Source organism: Shewanella frigidimarina (assembly GCF_003797125.1).
GTDB classification, from domain to species: domain Bacteria; phylum Pseudomonadota; class Gammaproteobacteria; order Enterobacterales; family Shewanellaceae; genus Shewanella; species Shewanella frigidimarina.
Genome location: NZ_RKKE01000003.1, coordinates 913,122 through 929,735, shown reverse-complemented (window position 1 = coordinate 929,735; position 16,614 = coordinate 913,122). Strand labels below are relative to the sequence as shown.

General features: G+C 40.8%; 12 protein-coding genes. 4 read left to right on the top strand and 8 right to left on the bottom strand.

All coding sequences use genetic code 11. The features are described 5' to 3' along the window. Window positions 1–391: 391 nt before the first annotated feature. Window positions 392–1,435 carry an IS110-like element ISShfr7 family transposase gene (locus tag EGC86_RS13455; RefSeq protein WP_123777879.1) on the bottom strand — a complete coding sequence of 348 codons (1,044 nt, stop codon included), beginning with the start codon at window positions 1,433–1,435 and terminating at the stop codon, window positions 392–394. 209 nt (window positions 1,436–1,644) lie between these two features. On the opposite strand from EGC86_RS13455, the gene EGC86_RS21075 reads away from it, so the two are divergent. From EGC86_RS21075 to EGC86_RS13440, 4 genes are all read left to right on the top strand, one after another. Next, window positions 1,645–1,932, top strand: coding sequence for a hypothetical protein (locus EGC86_RS21075; protein ID WP_245423153.1), 288 nt, complete (start codon window positions 1,645–1,647; stop codon window positions 1,930–1,932). Window positions 1,933–2,022: 90 nt separating this feature from the next. Then, on the top strand, window positions 2,023–3,099 hold the full coding sequence (locus tag EGC86_RS13450; protein WP_245423152.1) for an AAA family ATPase: 1,077 nt from the start codon (window positions 2,023–2,025) through the stop codon (window positions 3,097–3,099). After that, window positions 3,096–3,959, top strand: a complete 864-nt coding sequence (locus tag EGC86_RS13445; protein WP_123777878.1) for an HNH endonuclease — start codon at window positions 3,096–3,098, stop codon at window positions 3,957–3,959. The genes EGC86_RS13450 and EGC86_RS13445 overlap by 4 nt, the downstream gene beginning before the upstream one ends. Before the next feature lie 126 nt (window positions 3,960–4,085). Continuing rightward, entirely contained in the window at window positions 4,086–4,526 is a 441-nt protein-coding gene (locus EGC86_RS13440) for a hypothetical protein (protein ID WP_123777877.1), read from the top strand. Window positions 4,527–5,108: 582 nt separating this feature from the next. Here EGC86_RS13440 and panP read toward each other — a convergent pair. The 7 genes from panP to EGC86_RS13405 form a co-directional block, all read right to left on the bottom strand. After that, on the bottom strand, window positions 5,109–6,749 hold the full coding sequence (gene panP / locus EGC86_RS13435; protein ID WP_123777876.1) for a pyridoxal-dependent aspartate 1-decarboxylase PanP: 1,641 nt from the start codon (window positions 6,747–6,749) through the stop codon (window positions 5,109–5,111). A 230-nt stretch (window positions 6,750–6,979) separates the two neighbouring features. After that, window positions 6,980–8,149: a glycerate kinase gene (locus tag EGC86_RS13430; protein WP_123777875.1), complete on the bottom strand. Its 1,170-nt coding sequence runs from the start codon at window positions 8,147–8,149 to the stop codon at window positions 6,980–6,982. 20 nt (window positions 8,150–8,169) lie between these two features. Next, on the bottom strand, window positions 8,170–9,528 hold the full coding sequence (locus EGC86_RS13425; protein WP_123777874.1) for a GntP family permease: 1,359 nt from the start codon (window positions 9,526–9,528) through the stop codon (window positions 8,170–8,172). 129 nt (window positions 9,529–9,657) lie between these two features. Next, a complete protein-coding gene (locus EGC86_RS13420) occupies window positions 9,658–10,815 on the bottom strand; it encodes a sugar diacid recognition domain-containing protein (RefSeq protein WP_123777873.1) in 1,158 nt (385 codons plus the stop codon). A gap of 369 nt (window positions 10,816–11,184) precedes the next feature. After that, complete coding sequence (locus EGC86_RS13415) at window positions 11,185–13,272, bottom strand: MtrB/PioB family decaheme-associated outer membrane protein (RefSeq protein ID WP_123777872.1); 2,088 nt, start codon at window positions 13,270–13,272, stop codon at window positions 11,185–11,187. Between the two features lie 12 nt (window positions 13,273–13,284). Continuing rightward, window positions 13,285–14,274 carry a DmsE family decaheme c-type cytochrome gene (locus EGC86_RS13410; protein WP_011638088.1) on the bottom strand — a complete coding sequence of 330 codons (990 nt, stop codon included), beginning with the start codon at window positions 14,272–14,274 and terminating at the stop codon, window positions 13,285–13,287. A gap of 97 nt (window positions 14,275–14,371) precedes the next feature. After that, window positions 14,372–16,333, bottom strand: coding sequence for an OmcA/MtrC family decaheme c-type cytochrome (locus tag EGC86_RS13405; protein ID WP_102036320.1), 1,962 nt, complete (start codon window positions 16,331–16,333; stop codon window positions 14,372–14,374). Between the last annotated feature and the right edge of the window lie 281 nt (window positions 16,334–16,614).

Genomic DNA, 16,614 nt, shown 5'->3' with positions numbered 1-16,614 from the left:
TCTTAGCGCGATCTTATCGCTGCCTGCCGCTTATCAATCCAGGGGCACTACGACTAAATGGATTTAGGAGGTAGAGCGACGCAGGAGGCTAAAGCCGAGACATTTATCGGTTAACCCTAAGATGGCACTATTCAAGTCAGAGGTGCTTTTTGCACAGTTAGTTTCAGGCTCATTTAGGGTGTAAACGACTTTGTTGATTGTATTTATTAATGCGCGCCAATAAGGTGTCATTCTTTGTAAAATCAACAGCAGGCAATGTAGCTTAAATAGCATTTGGCATAGTGATGATGGTGAGAAGTCATTGCTTCATTAGCCACATCATTCACGGTCATGCTCGCTTCTCCTTTTTAAGAGTATCTAGTTAGACGTTCAGCTCACCTTATTGCGCGACTTATCCTTTTAAGAATCGTTGTTCATCAAACACCGTTTTGTTCTTCAGCATGAAATAGACGCAGCGACCAAGCTTATGTGCCAGTGCAGACAACGCCTTTGCTTTACTCATTCGTTTTTGTAATCGATTAAGGTAGTTACGTGCTTTGTCATTGCCTCGCAGGTACAGCACCGCTGCTTCTGAGAATGCCCATTTCAAATGAGCATTACCGATTTTATTGCCATTGGTGCCATAGGTTTTACCCGCTGATTCTGCTTTGCATTTGACCAATCGAGAGTATGAAGCAAACTTTTGTACTGACTCAAATCGACTGATATCACCGATTTCATAGAGGATTGTCAGTGACAAAATCTTGCCAATACCTGGTACTGTTTTCAGTAATTCTAAATAGACGGGATTATGATTTTTGGCCTGTTTTTCAATGAACCATTCAACCTGTGCGAGTTCCTTTGCATAACAATCAAGTAGTGCCATGTCTAAATCAATGTTGCGTTGTACGATAGGATCTTGATATTGCTCGCGAAGTTTTTTTCTTGCAGAGATGTTTTTAAGGTTAAGTTCAGTGGCAGGTAAATTGTATTGGCTGTTGGTGTTAACCACATGACCTTTGAGCATGGCCCCGTGACGGACAATCTTCATTCTTCGGCGCAGTAGATCACGAGCTGCGCGCATTTCACTTGGATAATCATAAGCTATTGGAAAGTTACCACCACGCAGTAGTGTGGCAATTTTAAAGGAATCGACTTTATCATTTTTGGTTTTACCACCGTGAATCGCCTTCATATAAAGCGCATGACCTAAGATAAAATCAATCCCAAGTTCAGCACACCAGTCTGACACCCAATACCAGCAATGCATGCACTCAACCCCGACAATTACATTGCCGATATAAGGTTCTAGAATGAGTAATAAGTCATCTTTACTGGCACCTATCTTTTTATGAGCTACAACTTCCCCTTTAGAATCAATGATACAGACATAAAGTAAACGCGCATGTAAATCGATACCACAGTAGTATGGATGTGAGTTATTATAAAATCTCATTGAGCTTTCTCCTGTTGGTTTAGTCACCTTAAGCATACCGCTGATGCGGCTTGCTAGGGAGGGGGCTCAATGAGTATCAAGGCATTCAATCGGACAAAAAAAGCTTGTCTCGTTTTTTGCAAAGTAACGCAAAAAAGCAATCCAACTTATTTTGCCGTTTAATTTAGCGTTAGTTGCAAACCATCATTCTCCGAGGTATCTAATAATCTATGTTTAAAGTCAAAGGATTCAATACACCATTAATTAGCGATGTTTACCCTGTTTTTAGTTTGTCTACTGATAATTGGGATGATTTTGGTACAGTGTGTACTTTCCATCTTCGGTACCATAAGAGTAAAGCTGATGTTGTACAAATAGGTGAAATAAAGATATTACAGAAAGGTAAGGGACATAAATTACTTCCTCCTGAATTTTCAAATCTTGAAGATGAATATATCAGTTTAGGGCAAAATCTTGAATTTTATAAAAATCTCTTTAAAGCTATTGGATCTAATTAGTCTGCAGTTATCTTAGAGTCTTTAAATGATATTTCGTGGCAATCGAATAAGGCTGATGTATTCGAGAGCAAATCAGCATATAGAAATGCATTGTTTAGAGAAAATAGTGCTAGCAGTTCATTCCGTTTTGGTCGGTCTATTATCCTTGATGAAGAATACGATGAAGATTTTTCCTTTGAATATACTGTAGATATTGAAGGCGCTGATAACCCATTCAGTATTTCAGTTGATTTTGATGAGTATGATTATTTACCTGGCAGAATAGTAGGCATAATTGGTCGTAACGCAGTAGGAAAAACTCATTTAATGGGGGAATTAGCTAAGGATTTAGTTCAGGTTGGTAGAGTATCTCAAAAAACAATTGATGATAAAAATGAAAGGTCCAAAGGAAATAGACCAATATTCAATCGTGTAATAACAGTTTCATATAGTGCTTTTGATAAGTTTATTAGACCTAAAAACCCTCAGGCAAGCTATGCCTATTGTGGAATTAGAAATGAAAATGGGAATTTGTCAAAAACATCTCTTATTGAAAATTACAAAGGTAACCTGTTAAAAATTAATGAGTTGGGGCGTTCAAGTACATGGATTTCGTTTATGTCGCAAATTCTTGATAATTCAAGTGTTGAGTTTAATTCTAAACTTGAAAATGAGATAAATAATGATCATGAGTCTGATGATGGTGCATTATCATTATTAAGTTCTGGTCAATCTATTCTAGCCCATTTCGTTACTGCGCTTGTTGCTAAAATACAAGATAATACCTTGGTTCTATTTGATGAGCCAGAAACTCATTTACATCCTAATGCTGTTGCACATCTATTTAATGTGATGAATAAAATGCTAAAACAATTTAACTCTTTTGCAATTATTGCAACGCATTCTCCGATTGTTATACAAGAAATCCCTAGAAAAAGAGTGATCTTGCTGACGAGAGAAGGTAATAGTACATTGTCGTCAATTATGAATTTTGAAACATTTGGGAAAAATATTTCTGAATTAACAAGGCATGTATTTGATACAGTTAATATTACGAATCACTATAAAACAGTGTTAAAGGGGTTATCTAAAACAATGCCTTTTGAAGAGGTAAATAACTTATTTGAAAATGGATTAGGTTTTAATGCAAAAGCATACTTGCTTGCACAGTATGGTGATGATAAATGAAAACAATGGTAGCTCCTTCGGCAGTTGTAACTTACTCACAAAGGCATAAAAATGTGGTGAGTTCAAAAGCAAATACCGTTAAAGGTAACCCAAATACAACAAAAACTAATTTACTACTATTAGAGCCTCAAATACTTGCACGGTATAGTCTATTTGAACAAGCGATTGTACAGAATACGTTATTTAGCTTCCCCGAAGATCCTGCTCTTGCCGCGCATAAAGATGATTTATTAAGCTGTTATAAAGGCCGTACGAAAAAAGTAAAAGAGATCTTTAAATTAATAGAAGATACACAACCTACTAGGTTTTTAAAGCGGTGCCCCTATTGTGGGGTTACCCTACCTAAAACATATGATCATTATTTACCAGAAGCACACTTTCCAGAGTTGTCTGTCCATGCATTAAATTTAGTCCCTTGTTGTGGTTCATGTAATTCGACTAAGAATAATTTTTGGAAAAATAACACTCACAGAACTTTCCTGTATTTCTATAAAGATATAATTCCTAATGTTCAATATATTAATGTAAATATTGTTACTGGGGCAGGTTCTATAGGCGCTCAGTTTTCTATACAAAGGCCTATCAATATACAAAACGCTTTGTGGGAAGTGCTCTTATCGCATTACGAAAAACTTGGATTAATTTTTACATATAATGAATTGGCAAGTGACGAGATCACGGAGCTTTTTAATTCTTGTGTTGCCCACATTAGATGTGGGGGAGCAAATGTAAGGCTGTTTGTTGAAAATTTATTGGCTACTGAAGAAACCCTATATGGCATAAATCATTGGCGTGTAGTTCTAATGAAAAGTCTAGCCATAAATGCATATTTTTCGCGTATAGTAAACGCCAATGTTTGACTCTCCATATAGCAACTAACAAGGTGTTTAAACTGAACTAAAACAGTTGGTTACGTTTCTATTCGCTACACATTTTAACCCACAATTTTAGTCCGCTTAACGCGGCGTTATAAGCCATAGGAAGGTATGGAGTTTGTAATTAAGCCTCATGATGGAATTGGACCCATCAAACTTGGAATGTCTAGAGAACAAGTTAAAGAACTATTCTCTGGTTTTTTTACTTTGTCCGATGGATCTAGCGATTTCTATTTTGATAGTTGTCTTCAAATTGAATTTGAAAACGACTTAGTAGACTTTATCGGTGTATCTCAAAACGTTAATTACCAACTTATGTTTGGTGGTATTGACGCATTTGATGTTGAAGGCATTACTTTATTTAATGCAATTTCCGCTAATGAATCGGAGAGTCACTCGTTTAATGAGTCGGAGTATATTTTCCCTGATCAAATAGTTACTCTCTGGGACATGGACGAACAATACGATTACCTTGGCAACCACAAACGTAAAGTTTGGGCACAGGTTGGTATTGGTTCTAAGTCTTACCTTGAAGTGGCAAATGGCTTATAACAAGCGCATCAATTCAGACTTACAATTTAGTCCGAATTTTTGCAAAGAGAAACGACGCAAAAATGCGTCCAAAATTGTTCCGCTGTTTATGCGGGCGTTACACATAGAAATTTTAACCTGAAACTCACGAATTAGAATTAATGTTCTAACTCGGAAATGTCCAAAAATAAGTTAGCTTTGCTTAAAGTTTTATAAATTCAACTCTGCACTTGAGGCCGTTGAAGAAAATAGCGTGAGCCTGACAGGACGTCAGGCTAGCTTTCGTTGGCCATGGATGGCCTATCGGAAGCGATAGCATTTTCGAATAAGGCCGAAGCAGTCTGCAAATGTAGGTCAAAGTTAAATCTGACCCCATGGCGACTTTTCGTTTTTCAGAAAATGTTGCGGGGCGGCTGGGAGTTCCAAGAGGGAACAGCCGTTGGTTTCCTCTTGGTCTGGTGTGGGCGAAGCGCCACGACGTTAGTGGCCGTAGGCCTATCTTAAATCCACTTTTGTCGAAATATGAGCTAGTTCATTAACCTTTATCATGTTCTTATGCAGATAAACATAAAGTTAAATAGACTCTATATAGATAAGTCCGGCCTATAAGGCGAGTAGTTGCGGTAAATATTCGCTGTCTAAAGCTGCAATTTCGACTTGCTCGGTGAGCACATCATGCAATATTTGATGACTGGTCAACGGATTGGCCAGTACCACACGAAATACTGTCGTTGGTTGGCGTAAGTATTTTGCCGGTTTAATACGTGTGCGTGACACAAACGATTTACCTTGTTCGCGTTGATGCTTTTGAATAAATTGTGTCAGTCCATCGAGTAGTTCATTGATTGATGCAACTAAAACGCTATCTTGGTTGGCTAGAGCTGTAGTGAGTATGGCTTGCACCGATTTAGGTACATAGCGATAGGTCAGCAAGCATAACTCCGGTGCGGTGACTAACTCAAAGTCAGCATGTTGGTCGATGATTGAGCCAAAGTAACGGGCTTTTTCTAGGCTGTTATTAATGAGAATTTCATAGCCATCACGGCCAATAATCTGAAGACAAGCATGCACTAGCATTGCCATCCCAGGGCGCGAACCTTCCAGCGTTTGACTACCTAAGTCTTTTGAACCTACCCGTAGAATATATTCAGCATGGTGCACTATGGCTTTAGCCAGTTCAGGATCTTTAAATAGCACCATACCGGCGCCCATTGGAACATACATTTGCTTATGAGCATCGATAGTGACGGAGTCAGCTAATTCGATGCCTTTCAATAAGTGGCTATATTTTTTAGATAATAAACTCGCGCCGCCCCAGGCAGCGTCGACATGAAAATGGCAATTTAGCTCGCTGGCTAACGCTGCTAATTCAGTTAAGGGATCCACATTGCCTGTTTCAGTTGTGCCAGCGATACCGACAATGGCCATCACTTTAATATTTTGTTGTGCCAGCTTTTCTGCTGCATCTCGCATGGCGGCAACATCGACTTTATGATGCTCATCTGTTGGGATGCTAATGATGTTATCTCGGCCAATACCCAGCAAGTCGGCAGTTTTACCCAAAGAGTAATGACCGCGATCTGACACTAAAATAGCAAGGTCATCATAGCCATAAAAGCGCAATGCTTTCGTCATTCCTTCGCGGGTGACGCCTTTAAAATCGCCGCGTGGTTGTAGCAGCCGGTTTCGGGCAATCCACAGTGCGGTGATATTAGCAACGGTGCCACCTGAGCAAAATGCCCCGAGTGAGTGGTTAGCACTGTGCATCCATTGATGATAGAAATCATCAGATTGCTGATACACCAAATTATGCATCATGCCTAACACTTGGCGTTCTAATGGAGTAAAGGCTTTGGATGTTTCAATTTTGACTAAATTTTGGTTTAGCCCGACCATCATTTTTGACAGTGGTAACACAAAATAAGGCAAGGCCGAGGTCATGTGTCCAATAAAACTGGGTGCTGAAGTATGGACTGAATGAGCGACTAGGTTTTGCATTATTTCGTCGGCATAATCAGAAACGAACTTGGGATCTGTCGGGATCTGATAGGCGCTAAAGTCGGTTTCAATTTCTGAAAGTGGTTTTTCCAGTGCGGCGATACTATTACCTAAAAAACCTGCGAGGTCTTGAGATAGCTTTTGCTCAATAATGCTCAACGTCGAGGTTGAATCTTCAGGGGCGGTAAAAATTCGCAGTAAACTGTCTTCTGAAGCGTTTGCTTGACGGGTCATTTTCGAGGTCATTTTGCTTGCCGTAATGATGAAAACTTCATCCTGATAGCATTGACGGGTGCTTTACGATTAACGCTGCACCTTCAGGACGAAATGAGGGTGCTAACTTTACTGTATGGCTGGTTCCGCTTCAAGCATTTATCGTGTTATTACTACGGATTAGCTGCGGTTATTCAGAAGATGAAAGATGTTGATATGAATAATCCAACACAAATGTGGTAAGGCATTTGTGTTGGATATGATTACTTACTCGCAAATGAAAGTGACATGATTGCAGCAATGTTGCGCGCGGTATTGGTTAGATTAACCTGAGCTTCAGACAATACTTGCTCTAAGGGCTGCAACGCAGGAATGATAGGGAAAATAGCGTGCATACCTTCGGCTAAAATAACATCTGCATTTTTACCAAGGCATCCTGAAATGCCAATTACCGGAATATTCTGTTGTTTGGCGACATTCAATACTCCCATGGGGGTTTTACCAAATACGGTTTGACCGTCCATTCGACCTTCACCGGTGATAATGAGATCAGCATTAAGACAATGTTGTGCCAGCTTAACGCTTTTTGTGACAATATCGACCCCAGGTTTTAAGGTTGCATTTAACATTGTCATTACGCCAAACCCCATACCACCAGCAGCACCAGCCCCAGGGTGCAATTGACAGTGTCCATCAATTGGTTGGTTAAGGTGTTGGTTAATGACATGAGCAAAATGCCCCAAAGCGAAGTCAAGTTGCTCAACCATCTCGTTTGTAGCGCCTTTTTGTGGACCAAAAATAGCACTGGCGCCTCGCGGTCCACATAACGGATTATCGACGTCGCACGCCACTTCAATCACGCACTCCTTAATGGCTGGATGGCATAATTGCATGTCGATGTAATGTAATGTGGCTAGGGCTGCACCACCCAAAGGTAATGGAGTATTAGTTATATCACTGAGTTTTACGCCTAAGGCCTGCATCATGCCAGCGCCGGCATCGTTAGTCGCACTGCCACCTAGGCCTAAAATGATGTGTCTTATGCCTCTGTCTAATGCATCGGCAATCAACTCACCAGTACCAAAACTGGTGGTTAATAATGGATTACGTTGAGCGGATGGCACCAGGTGTAAACCTGATGCCGCAGCCATTTCGATTATTGCAGTTTGGTTTCCATCCTCATCTAGTTGTCCTAACACGCCATAAAATGCGTTTACAGGTAAACCTAAAGGCCCAGTGACAGTAAGATTAATAATCTGTCCTTGGGTGGCATCGACCATCGCTTGCACAGTACCTTCACCGCCGTCGGCCATTGGCACCTTATAATATTGCGCGTTTGGGAATACCTGTTTAAATCCATCTTCGATGGCATTAGCTACTTCAAGTGCGCTTAAGCTTTCTTTAAATGAATCTGGTGCAATAACGATTTTCATATAAGACTCTGATTAATAATTTACAGTAAAAATAAACTCAGTAGATAAACGGTAATCATCGCCGTGACACCTTGGACTAAAGTCGCCATTGTTTGAGCTCGATACGCTTGCTTGACGCTCATGCGGCTAAATTGAGTTACCACCCAGAAGAAGCTATCGTTTGCATGTGAGACTGTCATCGCACCCGCACCAATTGCCATTACAGTTAACACTCGGCCCATTTCTGAGGCTAAACCAATATCGCCTAGTAATGGTGCCACTAACGCTGAGGTAGCGACTAATGCCACGGTAGATGAACCTTGTGCTGATTTGAGTGCGGCTGCCACGATAAATGGCATAAAAATGCCCACACCTAAAGCGGATAAACTGCTACCTAAAAATGCGCCAATCTCGGTGGCTTTTAATACCGCACCAAATGCGCCGCCAGCCCCGGTGATTAATAAAATAGGCGCTGATACCACTAAACCTTGGCTGATACGATCGCTAAACTCTTTGATTTTTTGGTTACTTTTTAATAGTGATAATGATAAAAATAAGCCGATCATTAAGGCGTTAACAGGTTGGCCCAAGAATACTAATAAATCGAATAAGCCTTGTTCACCTAGTGGTTTTGAAGGGAAGTTAGCCACCGAGCCTAAGCAGATTAAAATGATAGGCACAAAAATAGGCGCAAATGCTTTGGTAGGACTAGGTAATTCACCATAGGTTTTCTTTAGATCATCAAAATCTTCTTGTTGTAGATTCAGTTCATCGGCGCCTTCGCCGTCAGGTTGCTCATTGGCAAAACGATTGGCCCACAACATACCGGCAAAAGCGGCAATGGCAGCAACAAACACACCGACAGCAATAACGAGTCCAAGTTGTGATTCAAGACCAAGGTTACCCGCCGCAGCAATAGGACCTGGGGTTGGCGGCACAAAGGTATGAGTTGCGTATAACCCAGTTGCTAGGGCGACGCTCATGGCAACTTGAGACACTTTCATCCGGTTTGCCATTGACTGTTTTAATGAATTTAAAATCACAAAACCTGAATCACAAAAAACAGGGATCGACACTAAGTAACCAATCATTGACATTGTTAACGTTGGGAACCGTTGACCAAACAGTTTAATCACTACATCTGCCATGGTAATGGCTGCACCACTTTTTTCGAGAATGGTACCGATAATGGTACCGATCACAATGACTAAGCCGATATAACCTAAAATACCACCGAAACCGCCAGTGATGGTTTTGGCGATTTCATTGCTAGGTAAGCCATAGGCAAATGCGGTGAGGAACGACGCTAAAATGAGGGTTAAAAAAGGGTGGAGTTTAAATTTAGAGGTGGCGATGACGATAAAGGCTATTACGCCGAGTAAGATCAATATTAGTCCCATAGAGTACTCGTTATTTATTATTGTAGGGGTGGTTTAGTATTCATCATAGTAAACCATTACCCATAAATTACTCTGTGCGTTTGCACTAATAAATAAGCAAGCTGACACTAAATTTGTGCGCACGCACAGCTAGGTGCTGGGTTGGTGAATTAACTGGCCTAAATATAAACTCAGTAATCCATTAAAACTGCGTAGGTCAATGTTGGTAATCGTTTGAATTTTATCGAGTCGATAACGCAGTGTGTTTCGATGGATAAACAAACTGTTAGCACAGGCTTGGATATCTCCCATGTGATCTAGATAAGCGGCAAGTGTTTTTTGCAATTGCTGGTTATTGTCGACTTCAATGAGTTTTAGGTACGGCCCGGCAAGCGCATTACCTCGCCAGTGGTGCCGCAGTCCTGATAACAGCACTTGTAAGCTGTAGTTTTGGTATAAATATTTGGTTTTTGTTGGATGTAATTTTTTGCCAATATCTAACGTTTCTTTAGCGGTACGATAAGAGTAACTAATACCGAGTTCACCACCGAAATAATGCCCCAATGAAATATGCAGGCTAAGCTGCATATTGGCGGGTAAGCGTTTGAGCAATTTGTTGATGCGTTGATTTTCAAGCTCTGGGTCAAATTGCTTACCATCTAAAAACGCCGGTTTTAAAATCACTAATTGAGTGAGTGATGTCATCGCAATTAAGTTATCGCGTACAGGATTTTGTAATAAATACAGTACTTGTTTTAATGCTTGATTGTCTTGTTGATATAGTGGGTTATTACTATCGAGTTCAATGATGGCAGCCACTCTCGGCACGCTTAAATCGATACCCAATTGCAATGCCCATTGTTGTAAAGAAGGTAAGTCTTGTTCATTGGCATGAATGAGTTGCGAAATAAACTCCTCTGTTTGACGATTTTGCCACTGTAATTGCTCTTGCAAGTTTGCTTGCTCGACAATCATCTCTGCTGTCATCTTAAGCAGTTCACCATAGTGGCTTAATGTGTCTGGCTCGCCAGTGATACCGATAACGCCAACCACTTGGCCATGGTAATGTAATGGTAAATTTAGCCCAGGTTTGACGCCATGTAAGTTTGAAGCGATGGCTTGGCTTATTTCAACATTGCGATTTTGGCTGATAGCTAATAGTGCGCCTTCATGTACAGTGCCAATTCGATCGATATCGCCTGAACCTAATATCACCGCCTGAGCATTCATGACATTGATATTATGCCCAATAATTTTCATGGTTCGGTCGACAATTTTAGCAGCAATTAGCGTATCAATTTGAAACATGAATTTCTCTAGGTAATAAATATTGGTACTGAATGATACCTGATGTTGGCTAAGTATTGGGAGGAGGTTGATGCTTAAATGCATTAGAGGTTAAAAAGTAAGAGGGAGTCTTGAACAGGCAATAGGGTTGTAGGATGAACAATGTAAAATGGGGGGCAACATCCTTTTGCCCAAACTTCAATCACAAGCTATTCACCTTGTTAATATAATGTTAAATCTGGTGTGATTGCAAGTTTTTTATACAATAGGATGTTAGCGACTGTTTTTGTGTCCAAACGTCATTAAATCAAATGATATAAAAACGCCAACCTAGATAAGGTTGGCGTTATTTTTTTTGTGAACGGCTCCGTTATATAACGGTTAATTCACTTACAGACTATAATTTACGTTGAGCATGATCATGTGTGCAGTGTAGTCATGCTGTAAATTGCCAAAACTCATGACATTCCAAATGGTATCTGGCTCAATATCATTGGCGTCATCATTATCAAGATATTTTTCCATTTTGTAGTCTATACGCAAGGCCATTTTTTCGGTGGCTTGATATTGTGCATACACATTAATATTATGCACTTTGGCAAAATAGTCACCGTAATCGCCACTAATACCTTGTCTTACTTGGGTATTACTGTCTGAGTCTGAGTAGGTATAATCCAAACCTAAGCGCAAACGACTGTCCATTAAATTGTTGTAGCTTAAGCCTGCGCCAACAACATCGACAGTGTCTTCAATATCGGCTTGCCAAGTCGCTATACTTAAATTGGCACTGCCAGATTGAGCGGACTTGATGATTTGATGATTATAAAATGTATTAACATTCATATCGTCATTAATCATGTAGCTCAGATTAATATCGTAGTTTGTGTCTTTTGATTCAGTTAAGCCTATTTGCGTATTTGTATAGTCATCCAATGCATAGCGAACCCCAAAATCGACGTTCAAGTTATCAAGTGGACTATGGTTAAAGCGCGCCTCTATTTGAGTGCGGTCACGGTCGGCCAAATAGTATCGACGTAGCAACGGATTTTGTTCTGCAGATGACGATTCTGATGCTTTATATTCTGAACCATCTCTCTTGCTCAAACTACCTTTAAGCCACATATCCCACATGTCAAAACTATTGACCCGTAAACGTGCCCAGACGTTATTATCGTCAGTGGTTTCTCTACCTTGATTACTGCGTTCATCTCGTTTGAAATCATAACCCGCATCGAGTTTTAAACCATGATTGATTCGATAGTCAGTTGATAATTTAGCGTTATGGGTAGTGAGATCGTATGGGGTGTTGTACCGCACTTTGCCAGTAACATCGTTAATACTAATTTGGGTCCATTGTTCGATTTGGGTGTTGTTTTCTCTGTCGTTATAATCATAACTGCCAGTGAGACGCCATGCTCGGTTGAGCTTGGTCACCGCTTTAAGTGTCATGCCGGTGATATCAACTTTCGCATCTATAGAATCTGCCGGTAATGAATAACCATAACCTATGCTAGTTAATTGCTGATCTTGAGTCATTTGGCCCAAGAGCAAACGACCACTTAAGCTGGTAATGGAATCATTATATTGGCCCATTAGTGAAATAGTATGGGCCTCGTTATCTGGGTCTAGCGCCATGTAACCACGACTTTGCGCCCCAAACGTAGGGTTAAAGGCACTGTCAAAGCCAAGCTGTTGATTGTTATTGCTAAACACTGAACCATTGTAGTTTATGCTAGTAAACCAGTTATCACCACGGAGTTTAATCCCAGCGTTTAAGATGTCTGTCGTGTAATCAACAGGCTCTGCCAACATCATTGATTGGTTGAAGAAACTGCCAGAAGCAACTTTGGTTCCGGTTTTCTCTTCACGTTGAAAATTAACGTAGGTTGTGAACAGTGATTCTGTTTGATATTCAAACCCAAGACCGGCACGTTCACGTTTAAGCGATAATTCAAATGGGGTTAAACTGCTATAAAGCATTGGCATATCTGCGCTTGAACCTGCCGTTACCCAATTATCCGCTAAAGTAAGATTATCGCTGCCGATATTCTGATAAGGGCTTAATGCATTGTTGCTTTGATACGTCGCAATGGAGCGATAGCCTAGATTAAGACGATACAATCCAAGTTTACCGACATCTATTTCCATACGGCCATTGTCCATGCCCATGTTATTTGCGACGACTTTTGCTTGGTAGCCATTGTCACCGCGATACTTTATATCGGCATCAATTTTGCCAGCAGTTTGATTACTGCTATTAAAGGCGTTAGCTGAGTTAATATCGTCTTCGCTGTTGTAACCAATACCGACACCGACATTTCCAGTGGTACCAGTTTCGACAGCACAAGCCTTACAATTCCAAGCATCATATTTAATGTTGTCGGTTTTAGCATTGGCTAGGCCATAACCATCAGCCATCAGGCTAAAGCTGGTACTAGTGAGTAACGCTAAGGTAATGAGGTTCAATTTAGTATTCATAATATAATCTCCTTAGCGCTGCAGTAACTTACCAGACGGATGGTTAGAACCATGCACCTGACTATGACAATTTAAGCAGCTACGACCACCAGTAAAGGCATTACCATTTACTGTTGAACCCATATCAGTGTTACCTAGATAAGCGTTGCTTGTGTGATTGTCACTCGCATGACATTGCTGACACAGTTGTGGCGCACGAGTTTTGAGCATTGCATCGTTCACAGAACCGTGTGGATTATGGCAATTGACGCAATTTTCGGTGACGGGTGCATGCTCCCACAGCTTTGGGCCGCGTTTCTCAGCGTGACATGAATAACACGTTTCATTGACTGTTGGCTGAACAAGATCTGAATCGCTCAAACTGCCATGTGGATTATGGCAGTCGCTACAGGTCATTTGATTCCATTTCATTGGATGACTGGTGCGCTTGTTCATGTCTGCTTTTTGTCTAGTGTGACAAGTGGTACATACTTCGACTTCTGTTTGCTTTGACAGTACTGGGTCATGTTCAGCATGTATGCTATGACAAGATGCACATGCCACATCGGCATTGGCGTGATGACTACTGTCCCATGCCACGCGTTTGTCGTCGAGATGACAGCTCATGCATACACTGTTTTGCTTGTCTGCAGCGAGTGTTGAAGTTGGGCCAAAGGTAATCATTGGCTCTTTACCACCACGATTATGTGAACCTAGTGGACCATGACACGCTTCGCACTGTAATCCAGCCATTGGACTTTTTGATGAATCAATTGCGCCATGAGCACCTTTGAATAAGTCCATGACCTTTTCTGATTTTTTATGACACATTAAACAAGTGTCGGCACCCTTTGGTGAGTATTTCCCCTCGGCGAATTTTTTATCGAGTGTAGCTTCAACTTCTGCCGGTGTCATGCTGGCATCCCACTTTGCCGCCTGTACATGACTCGACATAAACAGCGTCGATGCAGTAAGGCAGAGCAGGGCTAAAAATAAGGTATTTATTGAATGTGTGGTCTTCATAAGTAGACTTCCTAATTTGTCCATTTTGATGATCAACAAGTTGATTACGTAAGCCATAGCATGAGAGAGAAGCAGGGCTTCTCTCTCAATGGACAAATTAAAGCTTCACTTGTGTGTGGTTTTCAATGGTGGGTGCATGGCAGAAGAAACAGGTTTCTAACTGCGCAGCATCATTGGCTTCTTGATAGCTACCATTAACAACCGCACCTTGACTTTGTGCATGCTGCGAAATCGTGTCAAATCCATGACAAGATGCGCACGTTGCAGTGATAGGTGTTGTATAAAGGCCTTGCGACGTAGCAAGTGCACCTTTAACTTTGAATGCATCAAGATTAAAGTCGCTGTGACACTGAGTACAGTCTTTGATAATGCCTTGTTCACCATGAACACTGTGCAATTTCATTTCAATGGCACCTTGATTAGCACCAGAAGCATAAGTGCCATCTGGCGTATGACAAGCAACACAACCATCTAAACCTATGGTAACTTCACCATTAAGTTCACGAGCTAATTGTTCTGACATCACAAAACCAGCATGGTGTCCTTTATGTAACTCGAAGGTGTCGCCATGGCAATTATCACATGAACCAAAATTGACCGAGTCAGTGTGACGATAGCTAGGCGCATTACCAGAGAAAGTACCTACTGTGAATTCGGCTTTCATACTGGTAGTTGCTACGCCATCGACACAATCAATGGCTTGAATACCATCGTTACACATTTCAAGACCAATAAAGCTAAAGGCAGTATCTGTATCGCCAGCACCAAATGGCAGAGATGCAATGTTATAGACCAAGTTACCTGATTCAATGATTACATCTGCTTGTAACAGACCCGCTTTGATAAAGTCTTTACTGATTTTTGCTAAACCGCTGCCTGGGCTAGGGTTATATCCCATAATTGGGAAGTTAGGTCCGACGTTCGTAATGGTTTCAACGCGTTGAATTTTGCTGACTAAGCTTGTTGCGTCAATGGCCGTACCATTAGCATCTAAAATTGTTACCGATAGGGTCGCTGATTTGTCTTCAGCGCTTGATTTATTAGCCGTTAATGTTGCTGTCATTCCGTATAAATCGATAAATGTTTTTTTCTGAGTATACGAAGTTGTGTGCAACTCTTCTGTCCAACTTGCATTATGACAAGCTATACAATTTGAATTATCGACTTGTTGCGGATGACCTTGACCCGTTTTAAAGTCAATGTCGGTATGACAACTTGAACAGGCTTCCATGGTTGGAATACGAGACCAGTTGTTCGATTCGCTCAGTTGTTCTGAATTAACATGACAAGTGGTGCAATTATCTTGCACTATCGCATGCGCTGTTTCTGCACTCTTGTCTAAGTTGCGTCCATACATTTTGGCATTGTTATGAACATTATGAATTAAGTGACTGAACTCATCTTGAACCTTGCCTTTTTCAATAGCCAATTCATTGGTATGACATGATGTACAGGTTTCTAAATCAGTGTAGCTATGATAAATGCTTTCACCTTCTGCATGACAGGTATTACAAGTGGCGGTGTTAACGATGTTTTTAGTGTATTTAGCCTCGAATCCTTCACCGTCAAAATCTTCGGTAATTTCAGTGCGCGGCACTCCGGTAACGCCGTCTTGCAAGGTTGATGCACTTGCAATTACATTATAACGTTGGGTTAGCTCAGGATTAAACCCTTCAACATTGACTGTGAAACTGTAATTGCCGTTACCATGGTCGGTAAAAGCTTTTTCGGAGCCAATAAATTGCCATTGGGCTGAATTACCTGCACCGCTTGCGCCAGCTGGAATGAGTTGGACGACTTTTTTAATTTCAAAGTCTTTAAGACCTGCTACAGGGAGATCTTTTTCATTGGTCGCAAATACTTCAATAGTCGGTTTGCTGTCTTGATAAGTGACTTTAGTGATATCTAAGTTTAGTGTCTTAATCGCTTCAGCAGGCTCGCCACCAGGATTACCTGGATTACCAGCTTCACCATCATCGCCTCCGCCACAACCAACCAGTGTCATTGATGCTGACATAGCAAGTAACAATGCCATTTTTGTGTATTTTTTATTCATCATATTTTCCCTGCAAAGGTCATCCATCTAACTCACTGGCAGTATGTTCTGCAATTATCTTATTCAGTTAAGTTGATGTTGGAATTAATTTTCCCAACACTAAGATTACTTTACAAACAGCAACTCGTCTTTAAAACGAACGTAATTGTGTGATGATGATCAGCCTATTAATAAAGGGGTATATAAAATACGGAGTTTAGCGGGGGAAGATTGTTCGGATAACAAAAGACCTTAGTTATAAACTAAGGTCTTTGATGGATAAAACGCCAAGGTTGTTTATTTGT